Source organism: Burkholderia sp. BCC1999 (assembly GCF_905339975.1).
In the GTDB taxonomy this organism is placed as follows: Bacteria; Pseudomonadota; Gammaproteobacteria; order Burkholderiales; family Burkholderiaceae; genus Burkholderia.
The window spans coordinates 13,958-27,997 of the sequence record NZ_CAJPHP010000027.1; the positions used below are offsets into that span (position 1 = coordinate 13,958).

14 protein-coding genes are annotated in these 14,040 nt (G+C 67.0%); 7 read left to right on the forward strand and 7 right to left on the reverse strand.

Translation table 11 applies throughout. From position 1 onward, the window contains the following. Nucleotides 1-38 precede the first annotated feature (38 nt). A complete protein-coding gene (locus tag U5809_RS29795) occupies nt 39-302 on the forward strand; it encodes a hypothetical protein (RefSeq protein WP_006489463.1) in 264 nt (87 codons plus the stop codon). Nucleotides 303-390: 88 nt separating this feature from the next. Here the strand turns inward: U5809_RS29795 and U5809_RS29800 are convergent, their stop codons facing one another. Further along, a complete protein-coding gene (locus U5809_RS29800; protein ID WP_322089125.1) occupies nt 391-1,185 on the reverse strand; it encodes an AraC family transcriptional regulator in 795 nt (264 codons plus the stop codon). 581 nt (nt 1,186-1,766) lie between these two features. On the opposite strand from U5809_RS29800, the gene U5809_RS29805 reads away from it, so the two are divergent. Then, nucleotides 1,767-2,945, forward strand: coding sequence for a branched-chain amino acid ABC transporter substrate-binding protein (locus U5809_RS29805; RefSeq protein ID WP_415877970.1), 1,179 nt, complete (start codon nt 1,767-1,769; stop codon nt 2,943-2,945). A 323-nt stretch (nt 2,946-3,268) separates the two neighbouring features. After that, a complete protein-coding gene (locus U5809_RS29810; protein WP_282508472.1) occupies nt 3,269-4,579 on the forward strand; it encodes an MFS transporter in 1,311 nt (436 codons plus the stop codon). A gap of 99 nt (nt 4,580-4,678) precedes the next feature. Here U5809_RS29810 and U5809_RS29815 read toward each other — a convergent pair whose 3' ends face one another. The 4 genes from U5809_RS29815 to garD all read right to left on the reverse strand — a co-directional run bounded on the left by U5809_RS29815 (nt 4,679) and on the right by garD (nt 8,014). Then, nucleotides 4,679-5,116 (reverse strand): DoxX family protein, encoded by a 438-nt coding sequence (locus U5809_RS29815; RefSeq protein ID WP_176047526.1) that lies wholly within the window; start codon nt 5,114-5,116, stop codon nt 4,679-4,681. 205 nt (nt 5,117-5,321) lie between these two features. Beyond that, entirely contained in the window at nt 5,322-5,777 is a 456-nt protein-coding gene (locus tag U5809_RS29820) for an RbsD/FucU family protein (protein ID WP_322089126.1), read from the reverse strand. Nucleotides 5,778-5,856: 79 nt separating this feature from the next. Next, complete coding sequence (locus U5809_RS29825; RefSeq protein WP_322089127.1) at nt 5,857-6,249, reverse strand: nuclear transport factor 2 family protein; 393 nt, start codon at nt 6,247-6,249, stop codon at nt 5,857-5,859. A 211-nt stretch (nt 6,250-6,460) separates the two neighbouring features. Beyond that, entirely contained in the window at nt 6,461-8,014 is a 1,554-nt protein-coding gene (gene garD / locus U5809_RS29830) for a galactarate dehydratase (RefSeq protein WP_322089128.1), read from the reverse strand. A 230-nt stretch (nt 8,015-8,244) separates the two neighbouring features. Between garD and kdgD the strand changes: the two genes are divergently transcribed. Continuing rightward, complete coding sequence (kdgD, locus tag U5809_RS29835; protein WP_282508467.1) at nt 8,245-9,159, forward strand: 5-dehydro-4-deoxyglucarate dehydratase; 915 nt, start codon at nt 8,245-8,247, stop codon at nt 9,157-9,159. Nucleotides 9,160-9,311: 152 nt separating this feature from the next. Here the strand turns inward: kdgD and U5809_RS29840 are convergent, their stop codons facing one another. Then, the gene (locus tag U5809_RS29840; RefSeq protein ID WP_322089129.1) at nt 9,312-9,863 is read right to left on the reverse strand and encodes a hypothetical protein; all 552 of its coding nucleotides are present in this window, start codon (nt 9,861-9,863) and stop codon (nt 9,312-9,314) included. A 249-nt stretch (nt 9,864-10,112) separates the two neighbouring features. Here U5809_RS29840 and U5809_RS29845 point away from each other — a divergent pair, with 249 nt between their 5' ends. After that, entirely contained in the window at nt 10,113-10,310 is a 198-nt protein-coding gene (locus U5809_RS29845; protein WP_006752328.1) for a type II toxin-antitoxin system VapB family antitoxin, read from the forward strand. Next, entirely contained in the window at nt 10,307-10,678 is a 372-nt protein-coding gene (locus U5809_RS29850; RefSeq protein WP_060343311.1) for a type II toxin-antitoxin system VapC family toxin, read from the forward strand. The genes U5809_RS29845 and U5809_RS29850 overlap by 4 nt, the downstream gene beginning before the upstream one ends. 146 nt (nt 10,679-10,824) lie before the next feature. Here U5809_RS29850 and U5809_RS29855 read toward each other — a convergent pair whose 3' ends face one another. Continuing rightward, on the reverse strand, nt 10,825-12,402 hold the full coding sequence (locus U5809_RS29855; protein WP_322089130.1) for an aldehyde dehydrogenase (NADP(+)): 1,578 nt from the start codon (nt 12,400-12,402) through the stop codon (nt 10,825-10,827). A gap of 248 nt (nt 12,403-12,650) precedes the next feature. Between U5809_RS29855 and U5809_RS29860 the strand changes: the two genes are divergently transcribed. Further along, nucleotides 12,651-14,030 (forward strand): MFS transporter, encoded by a 1,380-nt coding sequence (locus U5809_RS29860; RefSeq protein WP_322089131.1) that lies wholly within the window; start codon nt 12,651-12,653, stop codon nt 14,028-14,030. The last annotated feature ends 10 nt before the right edge of the window (nt 14,031-14,040 follow it).

Genomic DNA, 14,040 nt, shown 5'->3' on the forward strand with positions numbered 1-14,040 from the left:
ACCAGTACCCGATGGTTATCTCGAAAAGGAGGAAAGCGATGAGCGCCGTAGAAGCACCCGCGGGCCGCCCGGCCGCGCCCCCTGCAAAGAAGACGATGCTGCGCCGCCTGCTCAGTCATCATGAAATCGCGACGCTGCTCGTGCTGCTGCATGCACCGATCGGCGCAAACGCCAAACCCGAACTGCCTGCGCTGCAGGAAGCCGGTCTCGTCGAGATGGTCAAGCTCGACCCCGATACGGCCCCGAGCTTCCGGCTGACCGAAGACGGCACGGCCGTCCTGAAAGGGCTCGGCTACCGCTGAGCCGCCGTTTTCACGGCATCCCCGTTTCCTGCAGTACCCCGCAGTCCCCCCGATCCCTGCGATGCGCCGGCCCGGCCGGCGAATCGCGTCACCCTGCCCGCTCCTGCAACATCAACCGGTATTCCGTCGGCGTCACGCCGACCGTTGCCTTGAACTGGCGCGTAAACGCGCTGTGATCCGTATAGCCGCATAGCGCCGCGACGTCAGTGACCTTGTCGTGCGTGACGAGCAGCGCGGTGGCCGCATCGAGCCGCGTCTTCAGCAGCACTTGACGTGGCGTCAGGTGGAACACCTTGTGGAAGTAGCGTTCGAGCTGCGCGACCGACATCCCGGCCATCTGCGCGAGCTGCTTGAGGTTCAGCGGCTGCACGTAGTGATCCTGGATGTGCTGGACCACGTCGGCGAGCCGGCTGTACGCCGGGTGCGATCCCTCGTGCGCCTTCAGGTCGCGCGAGATGCCCGCGAGGCCGACCACCCTGCCCGCGGCGTCGCGCAGCGGCTCCTTGCAGGTCAGGCACCAGCCCGGCTGGCGGCCCGGATACAAGTGCAGCTCGAGCTGATCCATCAGTTGCTGGCCGGCGTTGATCGTCGCCATGTCCTGCTCGAAATAGCTGCGGCCGAAGCGGCGCGGAAATACTTCGTCGGCGGTCTTGCCGAGCAGGTCGCGCTTGTCCTTGTAGCCGCAGCGCATCGCCAGCGTGCGGTTGACGATCGCGTAGCGGCCGCTCGCATCCTTCACGAAGAACGCGACGTCCGGCAGCGCATCGAACACCGGTTCGAGCAGGCGGAAGTGCACGAGCATCGCGCCGAGATCGGCGTTGTCGGGCTGGTAGCGCAACGATTCGGACAGGCTCATGGGCGGTACGGCAAGCAAGGTCGTCATCCCGGCAACCGCGAAGCGAGTGGCAGATGACGTCGATTATAGAAGCGCCCCTCCGATCGCGGCGCGCCGGATGCTGGACGGCCAGGCAGACGGACAGTGGCATCGCACATCATGATCGGCAAGCATCGGTCCGCGATACAGGTTGCGCGCACAACCACTGCGACACGTATGCGCGACCGGCCACGGTTACGCCTTCGCTTGCTGCCGGCGTGCCGCGCCGGCGTACAGGCAACACGCCGCCGAATCCACCATCCTAAAAAGTGCGGACGCCCCGCGTCTTGGCGCGATTGCGCATTCGGCGTGACGATTTCGGCATATATCAGGGTTATCGACGATATGCCGATATCGTCGCCGGCTGCGCACCGAACGCGCAAGACGCCCGCATTTTCGCTACCTAGACTTTGCTTCACGGTCACGAGACGACATCCCGACGCTGCAGCAATCGGCACGCACGGCCCGGCGCATCCGCCGTGGCGCACGCCGATTCCGGCACAGCGCGGGCGGCACGCGGCGAACCTGCACCGCCATCGCATCGGTCTGCCGACCGATACGTCTCGCCCGGTTTACCGGCGCCGGCCCGCATGCCGGCGGCGGCCCAACCACGCCATCAAGGGGAAGTGAAAGTGAAGCTGAAGGTATCGCACGTCGCGCTGGCCGTTGCCGGCGCACTGTCGGGCGCGCACGCCATCGCCGCCGACGTCGTCAAGATCGGTTTCGCCGCACCGCTGACCGGCCCGCAGTCGAATTACGGCACGGACATGCAGAAGGGCGTGCAGCTCGCGATCGCCGATTTCAACGCGACGCATCCGACGATCGGCGGCAAGCCCGTCACGTTCCAGCTCGACTCGCAGGACGACCAGGCCGACCCGCGCACCGGCACGACCGTCGCGCAGCGGCTGATCGACGACAACGTCCGCGGGATCATCGGCCACTTCAACTCGGGCACCAGCATTCCGGCCTCCGACCTGTACGATCGCGCCGGGCTGCCGCAGATCTCGATGGCGACGTCGCCGCAATACACGGCGCGCGGCTACAAGACGACCTACCGGCTGCTGACAAGCGACGCGCAGGCCGGCCGCATCGTCGGCACGTACGCGGTGAAGACGCTGCGCTTCAAGCGTATCGCGATCATCGACGACCGTACGGCCTACGGCCAGGGCATCGCCGACGAATTCGCGAAGGCCGTCGAGGCGGCGGGCGGCACGATCATCAAGCGCGACTTCACGAACGACAAGGCGCTCGATTTCTCCGCGATCCTGACCAACCTCAAGGGGATGAACCCGGACGCGATCTTCTACGGCGGCGGCGACGCGCAATCGTCGCCGATGATCCGCAAGATGCGCCAGCTCGGGATGAAGTCGGCATTCGTGACGGGCGAGATGTCACGCTCGCCGACGTTCCTGAAGGTCGGCGGCGAAGCGGCCGAAGGCGCGATCGTCTACATGGGCGGGCTGCCGAAGGAAAAGATGCCGGGCTTCTCAGGCTACGCGGCACGCTACAAGGCGCGCTTCAACGAAGACGTGATCACCTACTCGCCATACTCGTATGACGGCACGATCGCGCTGCTCACCGCGATGAAGGACGCGAACTCGACCGATCCGAAGGTGTACACGCCGTATCTCGGCAAGGTGTCGGTCAAGGGCGTGTCGGCCCCGAGCATCGCGTACGACCCGAAGGGCGACCTCAGGGATGCGCCGGTGACGATCTACAAGGTCGAGCACGGCGCGTTCAAGCCGGTCGATACGATCGCCGGAAACTGAGCCGGCTGATCCGCGACCTCCCTCTCGCACGGCGCGCGGGCGGCTCACCGGCCGCCCCGCCGCACACGCTTCGGCTGCATGGTTCGAAGCCCGCCTCGGCACGCACTCGCGCGCAGGCATTTCGCGCTCCTGTAGAATCCCCCAACCCGCTTTGACGCTTCGTCTCCGCCGCGCCCCATCCCGGTGCGGCGGCGCGTGTTTCGTGCCTCACCCGGCACGCGGCACGCTTCGACGACGCAAGCCGCGCCTTGTCAGTCCATGCCGATAGCGGGCCCTGGAGACGCAGCACCGACAACAACATTCGAAAACCGATCGTCCTGACCATGCAAGCTTCCGAATTGAGCGGCGTGCCTCGCGCCGCCGAACGCGCGCTCACGCGCAGCGACTACAAGACCCTTGGCCTCGCCGCACTCGGCGGCGCCCTCGAGTTCTACGACTTCATCATCTTCGTGTTCTTCGCGCCGGCGATTGGGCAACTGTTCTTCCCGCACGACATTCCCGACTGGCTGCGCCAGTTGCAGACGTTCGGCATCTTCGCGGCCGGCTATCTCGCGCGCCCGCTCGGCGGCGTGATCATGGCGCACTTCGGCGACCTGTTCGGCCGCAAGCGGATGTTCACGCTGAGCGTGCTGATGATGTCGGTGCCGACACTGCTGATGGGCCTGCTGCCGACCTACGACTCGATCGGCATCCTCGCACCGGTGTTGCTGCTGCTGTTCCGCGTGCTGCAGGGCGCGGCCGTCGGCGGCGAAGTGCCGGGCGCGTGGGTGTTCGTGTCCGAGCACGTGCCGTCGCGCCACATCGGCTATGCATGCGGCACGCTGACGGCGGGCCTCACGGCCGGCATCCTGCTCGGCTCGCTCGTCGCCGCCGGCATCAACAGCCGCTACTCGGCCGCCGAAGTCGGCGCGTTCGCGTGGCGCATCCCGTTCCTGCTGGGCGGTGTGTTCGGGCTGTTCTCCGTGTACCTGCGCCGCTGGCTGCACGAAACGCCGGTGTTCGCCGAGATGAAGGCGAAGAAGGCGCTCGCGGCCGAGATTCCGCTGAAGGCCGTGCTGCGCGACCACGGCCGCGCGGTGATCGTGTCGATGCTGCTCACGTGGATGCTGTCGGCCGCGATCGTCGTCGTGATCCTGATGACGCCCGCGCTGCTGCAGAAGCAGTTCCACCTGACGCCCGCGACGACACTGTTCGCGAACAGCGTCGCGACGCTGTGCCTGACGGTCGGCTGCATCACCGCGGGTTCGCTCGCGGGCTGGATCGGCGCGAAGCGCGTGCTCGCCATCGGCGGCCTCGGGCTCGCCGCGTGCTACTACCTGCTGTTCGTGCAGGTCGCGGCCGACGCATCGACGCTGCCGCTCTACTACGGAATCGCGGGCTTCATGGTCGGCACGATCGGCGCGGTGCCGTTCGTGATGGTCAAGAGCTTCCCGGCCGTCGTGCGCTTCTCGGGCATCTCGTTCTCGTACAACGTCGCCTACGCGATCTTCGGCGGTCTCACACCGGTGATCGTGTCGCTGATGATGAAGTCGAATCCGCTCGCGCCGGTCGTGTACGTCGCGGCGATCTGCGTACTCGGCGCGATCGCCGTGCAGTTCTCGAAGGATGCGAAGGACGTGAAGGACGCACACTGAGCGGAACGCCGGCGCCGGCGCCCGTACCATGAACAAAGGGCCGAATCCCGCGGGATTCGGCCCTTTTCTTTTTGCTTCAGCGTAACGGTGCGCGTGCGATCAGCGCAGGCCGCCGTACGACGAACTCGGCCGGCGCAGGCCATCGATACTCGCGCCGCCGGCGCCGGTCACGTACAGCAGCAGGAACCCTCCGGCGATCGCGATGTTCTTCCAGAAATGGATCACCATGTCGTGCTGGACCGCAGCGTCGGTCGCGTCCCAGAAATTGTGTCCAACCATTGCGGTCGCGACCGTATAGAACGCCATCAGCAGCGCCAGCGGCTTCACCTTGTAGCCGACGATCAGCAGCAGCCCGCCGAGCGCCTCGATCGCGACGACGATCGGCCCGATCACCTGCGGATAGGGCACGTTCAGCCCGTGCAGGTAGCCAACGAAATCGCTGTAGCCGAGCAGCTTCATCACGCCGCCCCACAGGAACAACGCCGCCAGCGCCAGGCGTGCGAAAAAAATGACGCCGGAATCGACGGAACGCGTCATGCCTCTCTCCTCGTATGCAATTCGGCCGGCCGCACGGGGCGCGCCCATCCGGCTCGGCGCCGCACGGCCCTGCGGGGCCCGCGGCAAATGGGCCAGCATAGAGGGTCTTTCGGCCGTGTCCAAGAAAAAGGTTGTAGCAAATCTTTACACGGCGGCGGCGGCACGGCCCGCCGGCAGCGCCACGAAAAAGCGGCAAAAGCCGCGTTTAGCCCGCGTCGCTCAACAACACGCCTTTCTTGAAGATGAAGCAGCCGTAGCCGCGCAACTCGCCGGTGACGATCACCGCGTAGGCCTGCTGCGCGCGCTCGTAGAACGCGAATCGGTCGATGCCCGCGAGCGGCACCGCACGCCCTTCCGCGCGATCGATCTCGGCCTGCACCTCGCGCTGCACGGGCGGCACCGCGGCCGCGTCGCCGACGACCTCCATCCGCCATGCCGGCGTGTCGACGAACGTATCGAGCGGCAGCACGGACAGCACCGCGCGCGCGACGCGCGCCGAATCGGCGCCGTCGATCCGCAGCGCGCGGCCGACCACCGTATGCTCCGCGACGGATTCCGCCGGGAAATTCGCGTCGCAGATCGCAATGTCGTCGCCGTGGCCCATCGCGCGCAGCGTGTGCAGGATGTCGGCGTGCAGCAGCGGGTCGAGATTCTTCAGCATGTCGGCTAGTCTCCGGGATCAGGAACAAACCGCATAACGTTACCCGATCCCGGCGGCAGTTGTGCACGCACCGCTCGCGTCACGACGCTGCGGCCGGCATTTCGTCGATGAAACCCGTGACCGTCGCGAGGCGGCCCGATGCGTCGACGGTGCCGAAGTCCGAACCCTTCACGATCGCCGCGCCGTCGGGCGACACGAGCGCCCACGAGAACCGCAGGTGCTGGTCGAACGCGTCGACGTCGGTCGTGCGGTGAAAACGGTATGCAGGGAAGCGTTCCTGCACGGCCGCGATCATCGTGTCGATGCCCGCGTGGCCGTCACCAGCCATCAGCGGATCGCGATACGCCGCGTCGCTCGCGTAGGTCGCATCGATCAGCGCGCGGCGGCGCGCGACGTCGGATTCGTTCCATGCGTCGAAGTAGCGGTCGATCAAATCGGCGTGAACGGACGAAGCGGACTGGGCGGTGTTCATGGCGAGGCTCCTTGTGTCGATGAGGGGGCGAGGTCGCGAACGTTGCGTGTTTCGTATTCGCGTGCAGTCATCGTCGCCGGTCTCGCGCGGGCGGTCGATTACGTGACAGGTAAGGAAATCGCACCGGCCACGACCGGCACGCCTGCGCCGCCGCAATGAAAACGGGCGCCCGAAAGCGCCCGCATCGTCTTGCCAGCCACGCCCGCGCGGGTCAGGTCACCGGCGCCGGATTGAACAGCGTCAGCGCATTCGCGAGCTTCCATTGCTCGGCCCACGTGCGGCGCTTGCCGCTCGCGACGTCGAGCATCAGCCGGAACAGCTCCCAGCCCGTGTCCTCGATCGTCGCCGCGCCGGTCGCGATCTGCCCCGCATCGAGATCCATCAGGTCGTGCCAGCGGCGCGCGAGATCGCTGCGCGTCGCGACCTTGATCACCGGCACCTGCGCGAGGCCGTACGGCGTACCGCGGCCGGTCGTGAAGATGTGCAGGTTCATCCCCGCCGCGAGCTGCAGCGTGCCGCAGATGAAATCGCTCGCGGGCGTCGCCGCGTACAGCAACCCCTTCTGCCGCGCACGATCGCCGGGACGCACGACGCCCGCGATCGGCGCGCTGCCCGACTTCACGATCGACCCCATCGCCTTCTCGACGATGTTCGACAGGCCGCCCTTCTTGTTGCCGGGCGTCGTGTTCGCACTGCGGTCGACGCGGCCGCGCTCCAGATAGCGGTCGTACCAGTCCATCTCGCGGATGATCTCGCGTGCAACGTCCTCGTTCGCCGCACGCGACGTGAGCTGCGCGACGCCGTCGCGCACTTCGGTCACTTCCGAGAACATGATCGTCGCGCCTGCCCGCACCAGCAGGTCGGCCGCGAAGCCGACGGCCGGATTGGCAGTCAGCCCCGAGAACGCATCGCTGCCGCCGCACTGCACGCCGACGACGAGATCCGATGCCGGGCACGTCTCGCGGCGGCGGCGGTTCAGGCGCTCGAGATGCGATTCGGCCATCTTCATGATCGAGTCGATCATCGAGTTGAAACCGACGTGCGCGGCATCCTGCAGGCACACGACGCCGCCGTTGTCGGCCGCGCCGTCGGCGGTCACCGGAATCGCGCCCGGCGGCAGCAGGCGCTCGGGCTGCAGCTTCTCGCAGCCGAGGCTCACGGTCATCACTTCGCCGCCGAAGTTCGGATTCAGGCTGATGTTGCGCAGCGTGCGGATCGGGATGTCGGCGTCGGGCGCGTCGATCGCAACGCCGCAGCCGTAGGTGTGCTCGAGCCCGACCACGTCGTCGACGTTCGGGTAGCGCGGCAGCAGTTCGTCCTTGATCCGCTTCACCGCGTGCTCGACGACGCCCGACACGCACTGCACGGTCGTCGTGATCGCGAGGATGTTGCGCGTGCCGACCGAGCCGTCGGCGTTGCGGAAACCTTCGAACGTATAGCCTTCGAGCGGCTCGAGCGGCGGCGCTGCGCGCGTCGCGAGCGGCAGGTCGTCGAGCCCCGGCGGCTCCGGCATGCGCATCGTGCGCTCGTTGACCCAGCTGCCGCGCCGCAGGTCGGTCAGCGCGTAGCCGATCACCACGTTGTAGCGGACGACCGGGTCGCCGGCCGCGAGATCGACGAGCGCGACCTTGTGCCCCTGCGGCACGCCTTCGCACAGCGTCAGCCCGTCGGCGAACGTCGCACCTTCGGGCAGGCCGCCGTCGTTGACGACGATCGCGACGTTGTCGTCCGGGTGCACGCGGATGTAGAGAGGGGAAGCAGTCATTGCAATTCCTGGGGGCTATCGGCCATATCGTTAGTCATCATACGACATTCAACCTCAACCGGCGATGCTGCGTAAACCCTTATCCGGAAAGACCCTACCCTTGAACGACCAGCAAACCGCTTGCGCCACCCCTTCCCCCGTTGTACGATGACATACAACGACATCGCCAATTCGGCTCGTATGCCGTTCCCGACGAACCCAGCACTCGCGCTAGACGGACGACCCCAACCATGACTTCACCGCAAGAACTCAAACAGATCATCTCCCACGGCCTGCTGTCGTTTCCGCTGACGGATTTCGACGCCGACGGCAGCTTCCGCCCGAGCACCTATGCCGAGCGCCTCGAATGGCTCGCGCCGTACGGCGCGAGCGCGCTGTTCGCGGCCGGCGGCACTGGCGAATTCTTCTCGCTCACGCAGCGCGAGTATTCGGACGTGATCCGCGTCGCGACGGAAACCTGCAAGGGCAAGGTGCCGATCCTCGCCGGCGCGGGCGGCGCAACGCGCGTCGCAATCGAGTATGCGCAGGAAGCCGAGCGCCTCGGCGCGAGCGGCGTGCTGCTGATGCCGCACTACCTGACCGAAGCAAGCCAGGAAGGGATCGCCGATCACGTCGAGCAGGTGTGCCGCGCGCTGAAGATCGGCGTCGTGGTGTACAACCGCGCGAATTCGAAGCTGAACGCCGACATGCTCGAGCGCCTCGCCGACCGTTGCCCGAACCTGATCGGCTTCAAGGACGGTGTCGGCGAAATCGAGAGCATGGTCACGATCCGCCGCCGCCTCGGCGACCGCTTCGCCTACCTCGGCGGCCTGCCGACGGCGGAAGTCTATGCGGCCGCGTACAAGGCGCTCGGCGTGCCGGTGTACTCGTCGGCCGTGTTCAACTTCATCCCGAAGACGGCGATGGACTTCTACGAAGCGATCGCGAAGGACGACCACGCGACGGTCGGCCGCCTGATCGACGACTTCTTCCTGCCGTACCTGAAGATCCGCAACCGCCGCGCGGGCTATGCGGTCAGCATCGTGAAGGCGGGCGCGAAGCTCGTCGGTCACGACGCGGGCCCGGTGCGTGCGCCGCTCATCGACCTCACCGAAGCCGAAGCGGCCGAGCTCGACGTGCTGATCAAGAAGATGGGCCCGCAGTAAGCGGGTATCGCCGGCGGCGCGCGCTTTCATCGGCGCCGCCGCCGGCAGTCCTGCATCGCGGCCGGCACGCGCCGGCCGCGATCGTTTTCGCCTTCCCTTGCCTTTCCTTTCCACCATGACGCACGCATCCGCCGCGATGCATGCCGTCGCCGTCACATCTGCGCGATGATCCCGACGATCCGGTAGCGCACGTTCCCCAGCTTCACACGCGTCGCCTCGATCTGGCCCTGCGCCCCCGTGCGGGCACGCGCATTCGATTCGCCGTCGAGGATCTGCCCGAGCACGTCGCGGTCGACGACCGCATCGAAGAACCGGCCGACCGTGATCGTCGCCGACTGCTTCGCGGTCGCGAGCTGGCTGTTCGCCTGCATCAGCGCTTCGGTGCGCAGATTCGGGTCGCGTTCGTCGATGCCGCGCCGGTACTGGAGCGCGAACACCAGCGCCTCCATGTCCTGCCGGAAACGGCGGACGGCCTGCCCGAACACGAGCGAATGTGCGTCGGCGCCGGTGACGAGCCGCCCCTGGTTGATCGTCACGTCGAATTCGCTGCCGCCAAGGTCGCGCTGGAATTCCTGCAGCGCGTTCGCGAGCACGCGTCCTTCGCTGTACTGGCCGATCTGGGTGCGCACGGATTTCGCGACGTCGCCGATCGCTTTCCACAATCCGGCCGCGAACAGGTGATCGCCACGCTTGTTGATGTTCATTGGAGGGGCCCCTCGTTGTCTTTTGTCGGTCTCTCAGGCTCGCCTGCGGGCCGGGCGGCCCGAGGCATCGCTACTGTAGGAGAAATTCGGGAGACGGGGAAGGCGCCATTTGCGACCGTTTTGCACTCGGTACCGCCACGCCGCCCCCCGATCCGACACCACGCCTGCTCGCCATCTTATTGGCGCACCGCATCACAATCGACATCAATCGGTGACATAATTGATGTCTCGATCTTTTCGGAGCCGATCATGCGCACCACCTTATCGCTGGACGACGCCCTGCTTGCGAAAGCGCAGCAATTGACCGGCGTCACCGAAAAATCGGCGCTGGTCAGAGAAGCGCTGCGCGCGCTGATTGCCCGTGAAAGCGCACGACGGCTGGCTCGCCTCGGCGGCACCGAACCCGATCTCGAATCCGTTCCGCGCCGCCCATCGGAGCCAGCATGATTCTTGTCGACACTTCTGTCTGGATCGATCACCTGAGAGCTGGCGATGCAACGCTCACCACGCTGCTGGAAGCCGAACGGGTATTGATCCATCCGTTCGTCGTCGGCGAACTTGCGCTCGGCAGCTTGCGTGATCGCGAAACCGTGCTGGATGCGCTACGCGACCTCCCCGCCGCCGCGGCAGCAACCGATGACGAAGTTCAACGCATGATCGACGTCGCACCGCTTTACGGGCTCGGCATCGGTTACGTCGATGCCCACCTGCTCGCGTCGGTTCGACTGACCAGCGGCAGCAAGCTGTGGACACGCGACCGCCGTCTGCTGGCTGCGGCCGAACGCCTGCAACTCGCCGCCCACCCCGCTCACTGACCGAACCAACCCCGCAGCACCGAAACCCGTCATGCAAAAAAGGCGGAACCGGCCCACCGGCTACTTCCGCCTTTTGGTGTCTGCGTGCTGGCTCCGCCCCCGACGCACCGGCCGCCGAAAATCGCGCGCTCAGTCGTCCCCGTCCGTCACTCCGCCTTCCCGTCCCGCAGCCTCGGAATCGCGAGCGGATTGCCTTCCTGCACCCCTTGCGGCAGCAGGTCGTCCGGGAAGTCCTGATAGCACACGGGCCGCAGGAAACGCTCGATCGCCGTCGCGCCGACCGACGTGACGGCCGGGTTCGACGTCGCGGGGAACGGCCCGCCGTGCACCATCGCATCGCACACCTCGACGCCGGTCGGGTAGCCGTTGACGAGCAGGCGCCCGGCCTTGCGTTCGAGAATCGGCAGCAGCCGGCGCGCGAGCGGCTTGTCGTCGGCATCCATCTGGAGCGTGGCCGTCAGCTGGCCTTCGAGCGCTTCCAGCACGCGCGCGACTTCGTCGAGATCGCTGCAGCGCACGATCAGCGACGCCGGCCCGAACATCTCGTGGCTGAACGCCGGCTCGGCCAGGAAAGCCTGCGCGCCGACTTCGTACAGCGCGCCGCCCGCCTGGCATTCGGTCTGCGCCGGCTCACCCGCGCCGATTTCACGCACGCCCGGCAGTTCGGCCAGCTTGCCGCGGCCATTGCGGTACGCATCGGCAATGCCGCGCGTGAGCATCACGCCGGCCGGCTTCTTCGCGAGCGCCTGCGCGGCGACGGTTTCGAAGCGGTCGAGATCGGGGCCGTCGATCGCCAGCACCAGGCCCGGATTCGTACAGAACTGGCCGACGCCGAGCGTCAGCGAATCGACGAAGCCCGTCGCGATCGCGTCGCCACGCGCGGCGAGCGCGGCCGGGAACAGCACGACCGGATTGATGCTGCTCATTTCCGCGTAGACGGGAATCGGCTGCGGGCGCGCGTTCGCGAGCTGCACGAGCGCCATGCCGCCCTGCCGCGAACCGGTGAAGCCGACGGCCTGGACCGCCGGATGGCTGACGAGCGCCGCGCCGATCACGCGGCCGGGGCCGACCAGCAGCGAGAACACGCCGGCCGGCATGCCGGTTTTCGCGACGGCGGCGCGGATCGCACGGCCGACCAGCTCGGACGTGCCGAGGTGCGCCTCGTGCGCCTTCACGATCACCGGGCAGCCGGCCGCGAGCGCCGACGCCGTATCGCCGCCGGCCACCGAGAACGCCAACGGGAAGTTGCTCGCGCCGAACACGACGACGGGCCCGAGCGCGACTTTCTGCAGACGGAGGTCCGAACGCGGCAGCGGCGTGCGCGCGGGCTGGGCGGGATCGATCGACGCGGCGAGGAAGCGCCCGTCGCGCACGACGCGCGCGAACAGCCGGAGCTGGCCGACGGTGCGGCCGCGCTCGCCCTGCAGCCGCGCGACGGGCAGGCCCGTTTCGGCGTGTGCGCGTTCGATCAGCGCGTCGCCGAGTGCGACGATTTCATCGGCGATTGCGTCGAGAAACGCCGCGCGGGCCGTGAGCGGCTGCGCGCGGTACGTATCGAACGCGTCGCGCGCGAGTTCGCACGCGCGGTCGACGTCGGCCTGCGTCGCGACGCCGAATGCCGGCGCGTCGATCGGCGCGCCCTTCGTCGGGTCGAACGCGCGCAAGGTTCCGGCCGAGCCGGCCACCGCGTCGGCGCCGATCAGCATCTCTCCTGTCAGTTGCATGGGGTGTGCTCCGTGGTTCGGGAATGGATTGCTCATTGTAGCCCAAAAGATACGATGTCTGCCGACATCATTTCATGTTTTGGACCGCCGGCCGGGCGACTGCCGACAGGCCAAAGATCCTTATGCTGCCAGTCTAACCGCGAAATTCTGACCGTCTCGCGTCATCCTCCAGAGGGAAAACCCGAGGTTTCTGCGTCCGGTTATTGCTCATAAACTTCGGCCCATGTCATACGACGACGTACATTAAAGTGCCTAATCAGACCACCCCTCGCGATCTTCCGCTCGATCTCGCGCGCACCGCGCGCCGGACCGCCGTGCGCTACTGGATCCTGGCGATGCTGTTCGTCGTCACGACGCTCAACTATGCGGACCGCGCGACGCTGTCGATCACCGGCACGCCGATCCGCAAGGCGTTCGGCATCGATCCGGTGACGATGGGCTACATCTTCTCGGCGTTCAGCTGGGCGTACGTGCTCGCGCAACTGCCGAGCGGCTGGCTGCTCGACCGCTTCGGCGCGCGGCGCGTGTATGCGGCGAGCATCTTCCTGTGGTCGGCGTTCACGCTGCTGCAGAGCACGATCGGCCTCGGCGGCAGCGCCGCGTTCGCGGTCGCCGCGCTGTTCGCGATGCGCTTCGCGGTCGGCATCGCCGAGGCCCCCGCGTTCCCCGCCAATGCGAAAGTCGTCGCGAGCTGGTTCCCGACCGCCGAGCGCGGCACCGCGTCGGCGATCTTCAACGCCGCGCAGTACTTCGCGGCCGTCGTGTTCTCGCCGCTGATGGCGTGGCTCACGCATGCGTACGGCTGGCACCAGGTGTACCTGTGGCTCGGCCTGGCCGGCATCGCGCTCGCGTTCCTGTGGCTGCGCGTCATGAAGGACCCGGCCGACCATCCGGCCGTGAACCGCGCGGAACTCGACCATATCGAACAGGGCGGCGGCCTCGTGCGCACGACCGCGCGCGGCACCGGCGGCCTGCGCTCGGAAAGCAGCCGCGTCGCCGGCTGGTACTACGTGCGCCAGCTGCTGTCGAACCGGATGCTGATCGGCGTATATCTCGGCCAGTACTGCGTGAACGTGCTCACCTACTTCTTCCTCACGTGGTTTCCGATCTACCTCGTGCAGGCGCGCGGGATGTCGCTGCTGAAGGCCGGTTTCATGACGTCGCTGCCCGCGATCTGCGGGTTCCTCGGCGGCGTGCTCGGCGGGATGCTGTCGGACGCGCTGATCCGGCGCGGCGTGTCGCTGACGCTCGCGCGCAAGATTCCGATCGTCGGCGGGATGGCGCTGTCGATGGTCATCATCGGCTGCAACTACGTCGACAGCGAAGCACTCGTGATCGTGCTGATGGCCGTGTCGTTCTTCGGCAAGGGCATCGGCTCGCTCGGCTGGGCCGTCGTCGCGGATACCGCGCCGAAGGAAGCGATCGGCCTGTCGGGCAGCCTGTTCAACATGTTCGGCAACACGGCCGGCATCGTCGCGCCGATCGCGATCGGCTACCTCGTCGGCGCGAGCGGCTCGTTCAACGGCGCGCTCGTGTTCGTCGGGCTGAACGCGCTCGTCACCGTGTTCAGCTATCTCGTGATCGTGAAGGACATCAAGCGCGTCGAATTGCGCCATCGCGACGCCTGAGGTTCGACGA

What these genes read in the sequence shown, in the direction of transcription:
- U5809_RS29795 (WP_006489463.1), top strand. Translation starts at nt 39, where the DNA reads ATGAGCGCCGTAGAAGCACCCGCGGGCCGCCCGGCCGCGCCCCCTGCA.
- U5809_RS29800 (WP_322089125.1), bottom strand. Translation starts at nt 1,185, where the DNA reads ATGACGACCTTGCTTGCCGTACCGCCCATGAGCCTGTCCGAATCGTTG.
- U5809_RS29805 (WP_415877970.1), top strand. Translation starts at nt 1,767, where the DNA reads ATGCCGGCGGCGGCCCAACCACGCCATCAAGGGGAAGTGAAAGTGAAG.
- U5809_RS29810 (WP_282508472.1), top strand. Translation starts at nt 3,269, where the DNA reads ATGCAAGCTTCCGAATTGAGCGGCGTGCCTCGCGCCGCCGAACGCGCG.
- U5809_RS29815 (WP_176047526.1), bottom strand. Translation starts at nt 5,116, where the DNA reads ATGACGCGTTCCGTCGATTCCGGCGTCATTTTTTTCGCACGCCTGGCG.
- U5809_RS29820 (WP_322089126.1), bottom strand. Translation starts at nt 5,777, where the DNA reads ATGCTGAAGAATCTCGACCCGCTGCTGCACGCCGACATCCTGCACACG.
- U5809_RS29825 (WP_322089127.1), bottom strand. Translation starts at nt 6,249, where the DNA reads ATGAACACCGCCCAGTCCGCTTCGTCCGTTCACGCCGATTTGATCGAC.
- garD (WP_322089128.1), bottom strand. Translation starts at nt 8,014, where the DNA reads ATGACTGCTTCCCCTCTCTACATCCGCGTGCACCCGGACGACAACGTC.
- kdgD (WP_282508467.1), top strand. Translation starts at nt 8,245, where the DNA reads ATGACTTCACCGCAAGAACTCAAACAGATCATCTCCCACGGCCTGCTG.
- U5809_RS29840 (WP_322089129.1), bottom strand. Translation starts at nt 9,863, where the DNA reads ATGAACATCAACAAGCGTGGCGATCACCTGTTCGCGGCCGGATTGTGG.
- U5809_RS29845 (WP_006752328.1), top strand. Translation starts at nt 10,113, where the DNA reads ATGCGCACCACCTTATCGCTGGACGACGCCCTGCTTGCGAAAGCGCAG.
- U5809_RS29850 (WP_060343311.1), top strand. Translation starts at nt 10,307, where the DNA reads ATGATTCTTGTCGACACTTCTGTCTGGATCGATCACCTGAGAGCTGGC.
- U5809_RS29855 (WP_322089130.1), bottom strand. Translation starts at nt 12,402, where the DNA reads ATGCAACTGACAGGAGAGATGCTGATCGGCGCCGACGCGGTGGCCGGC.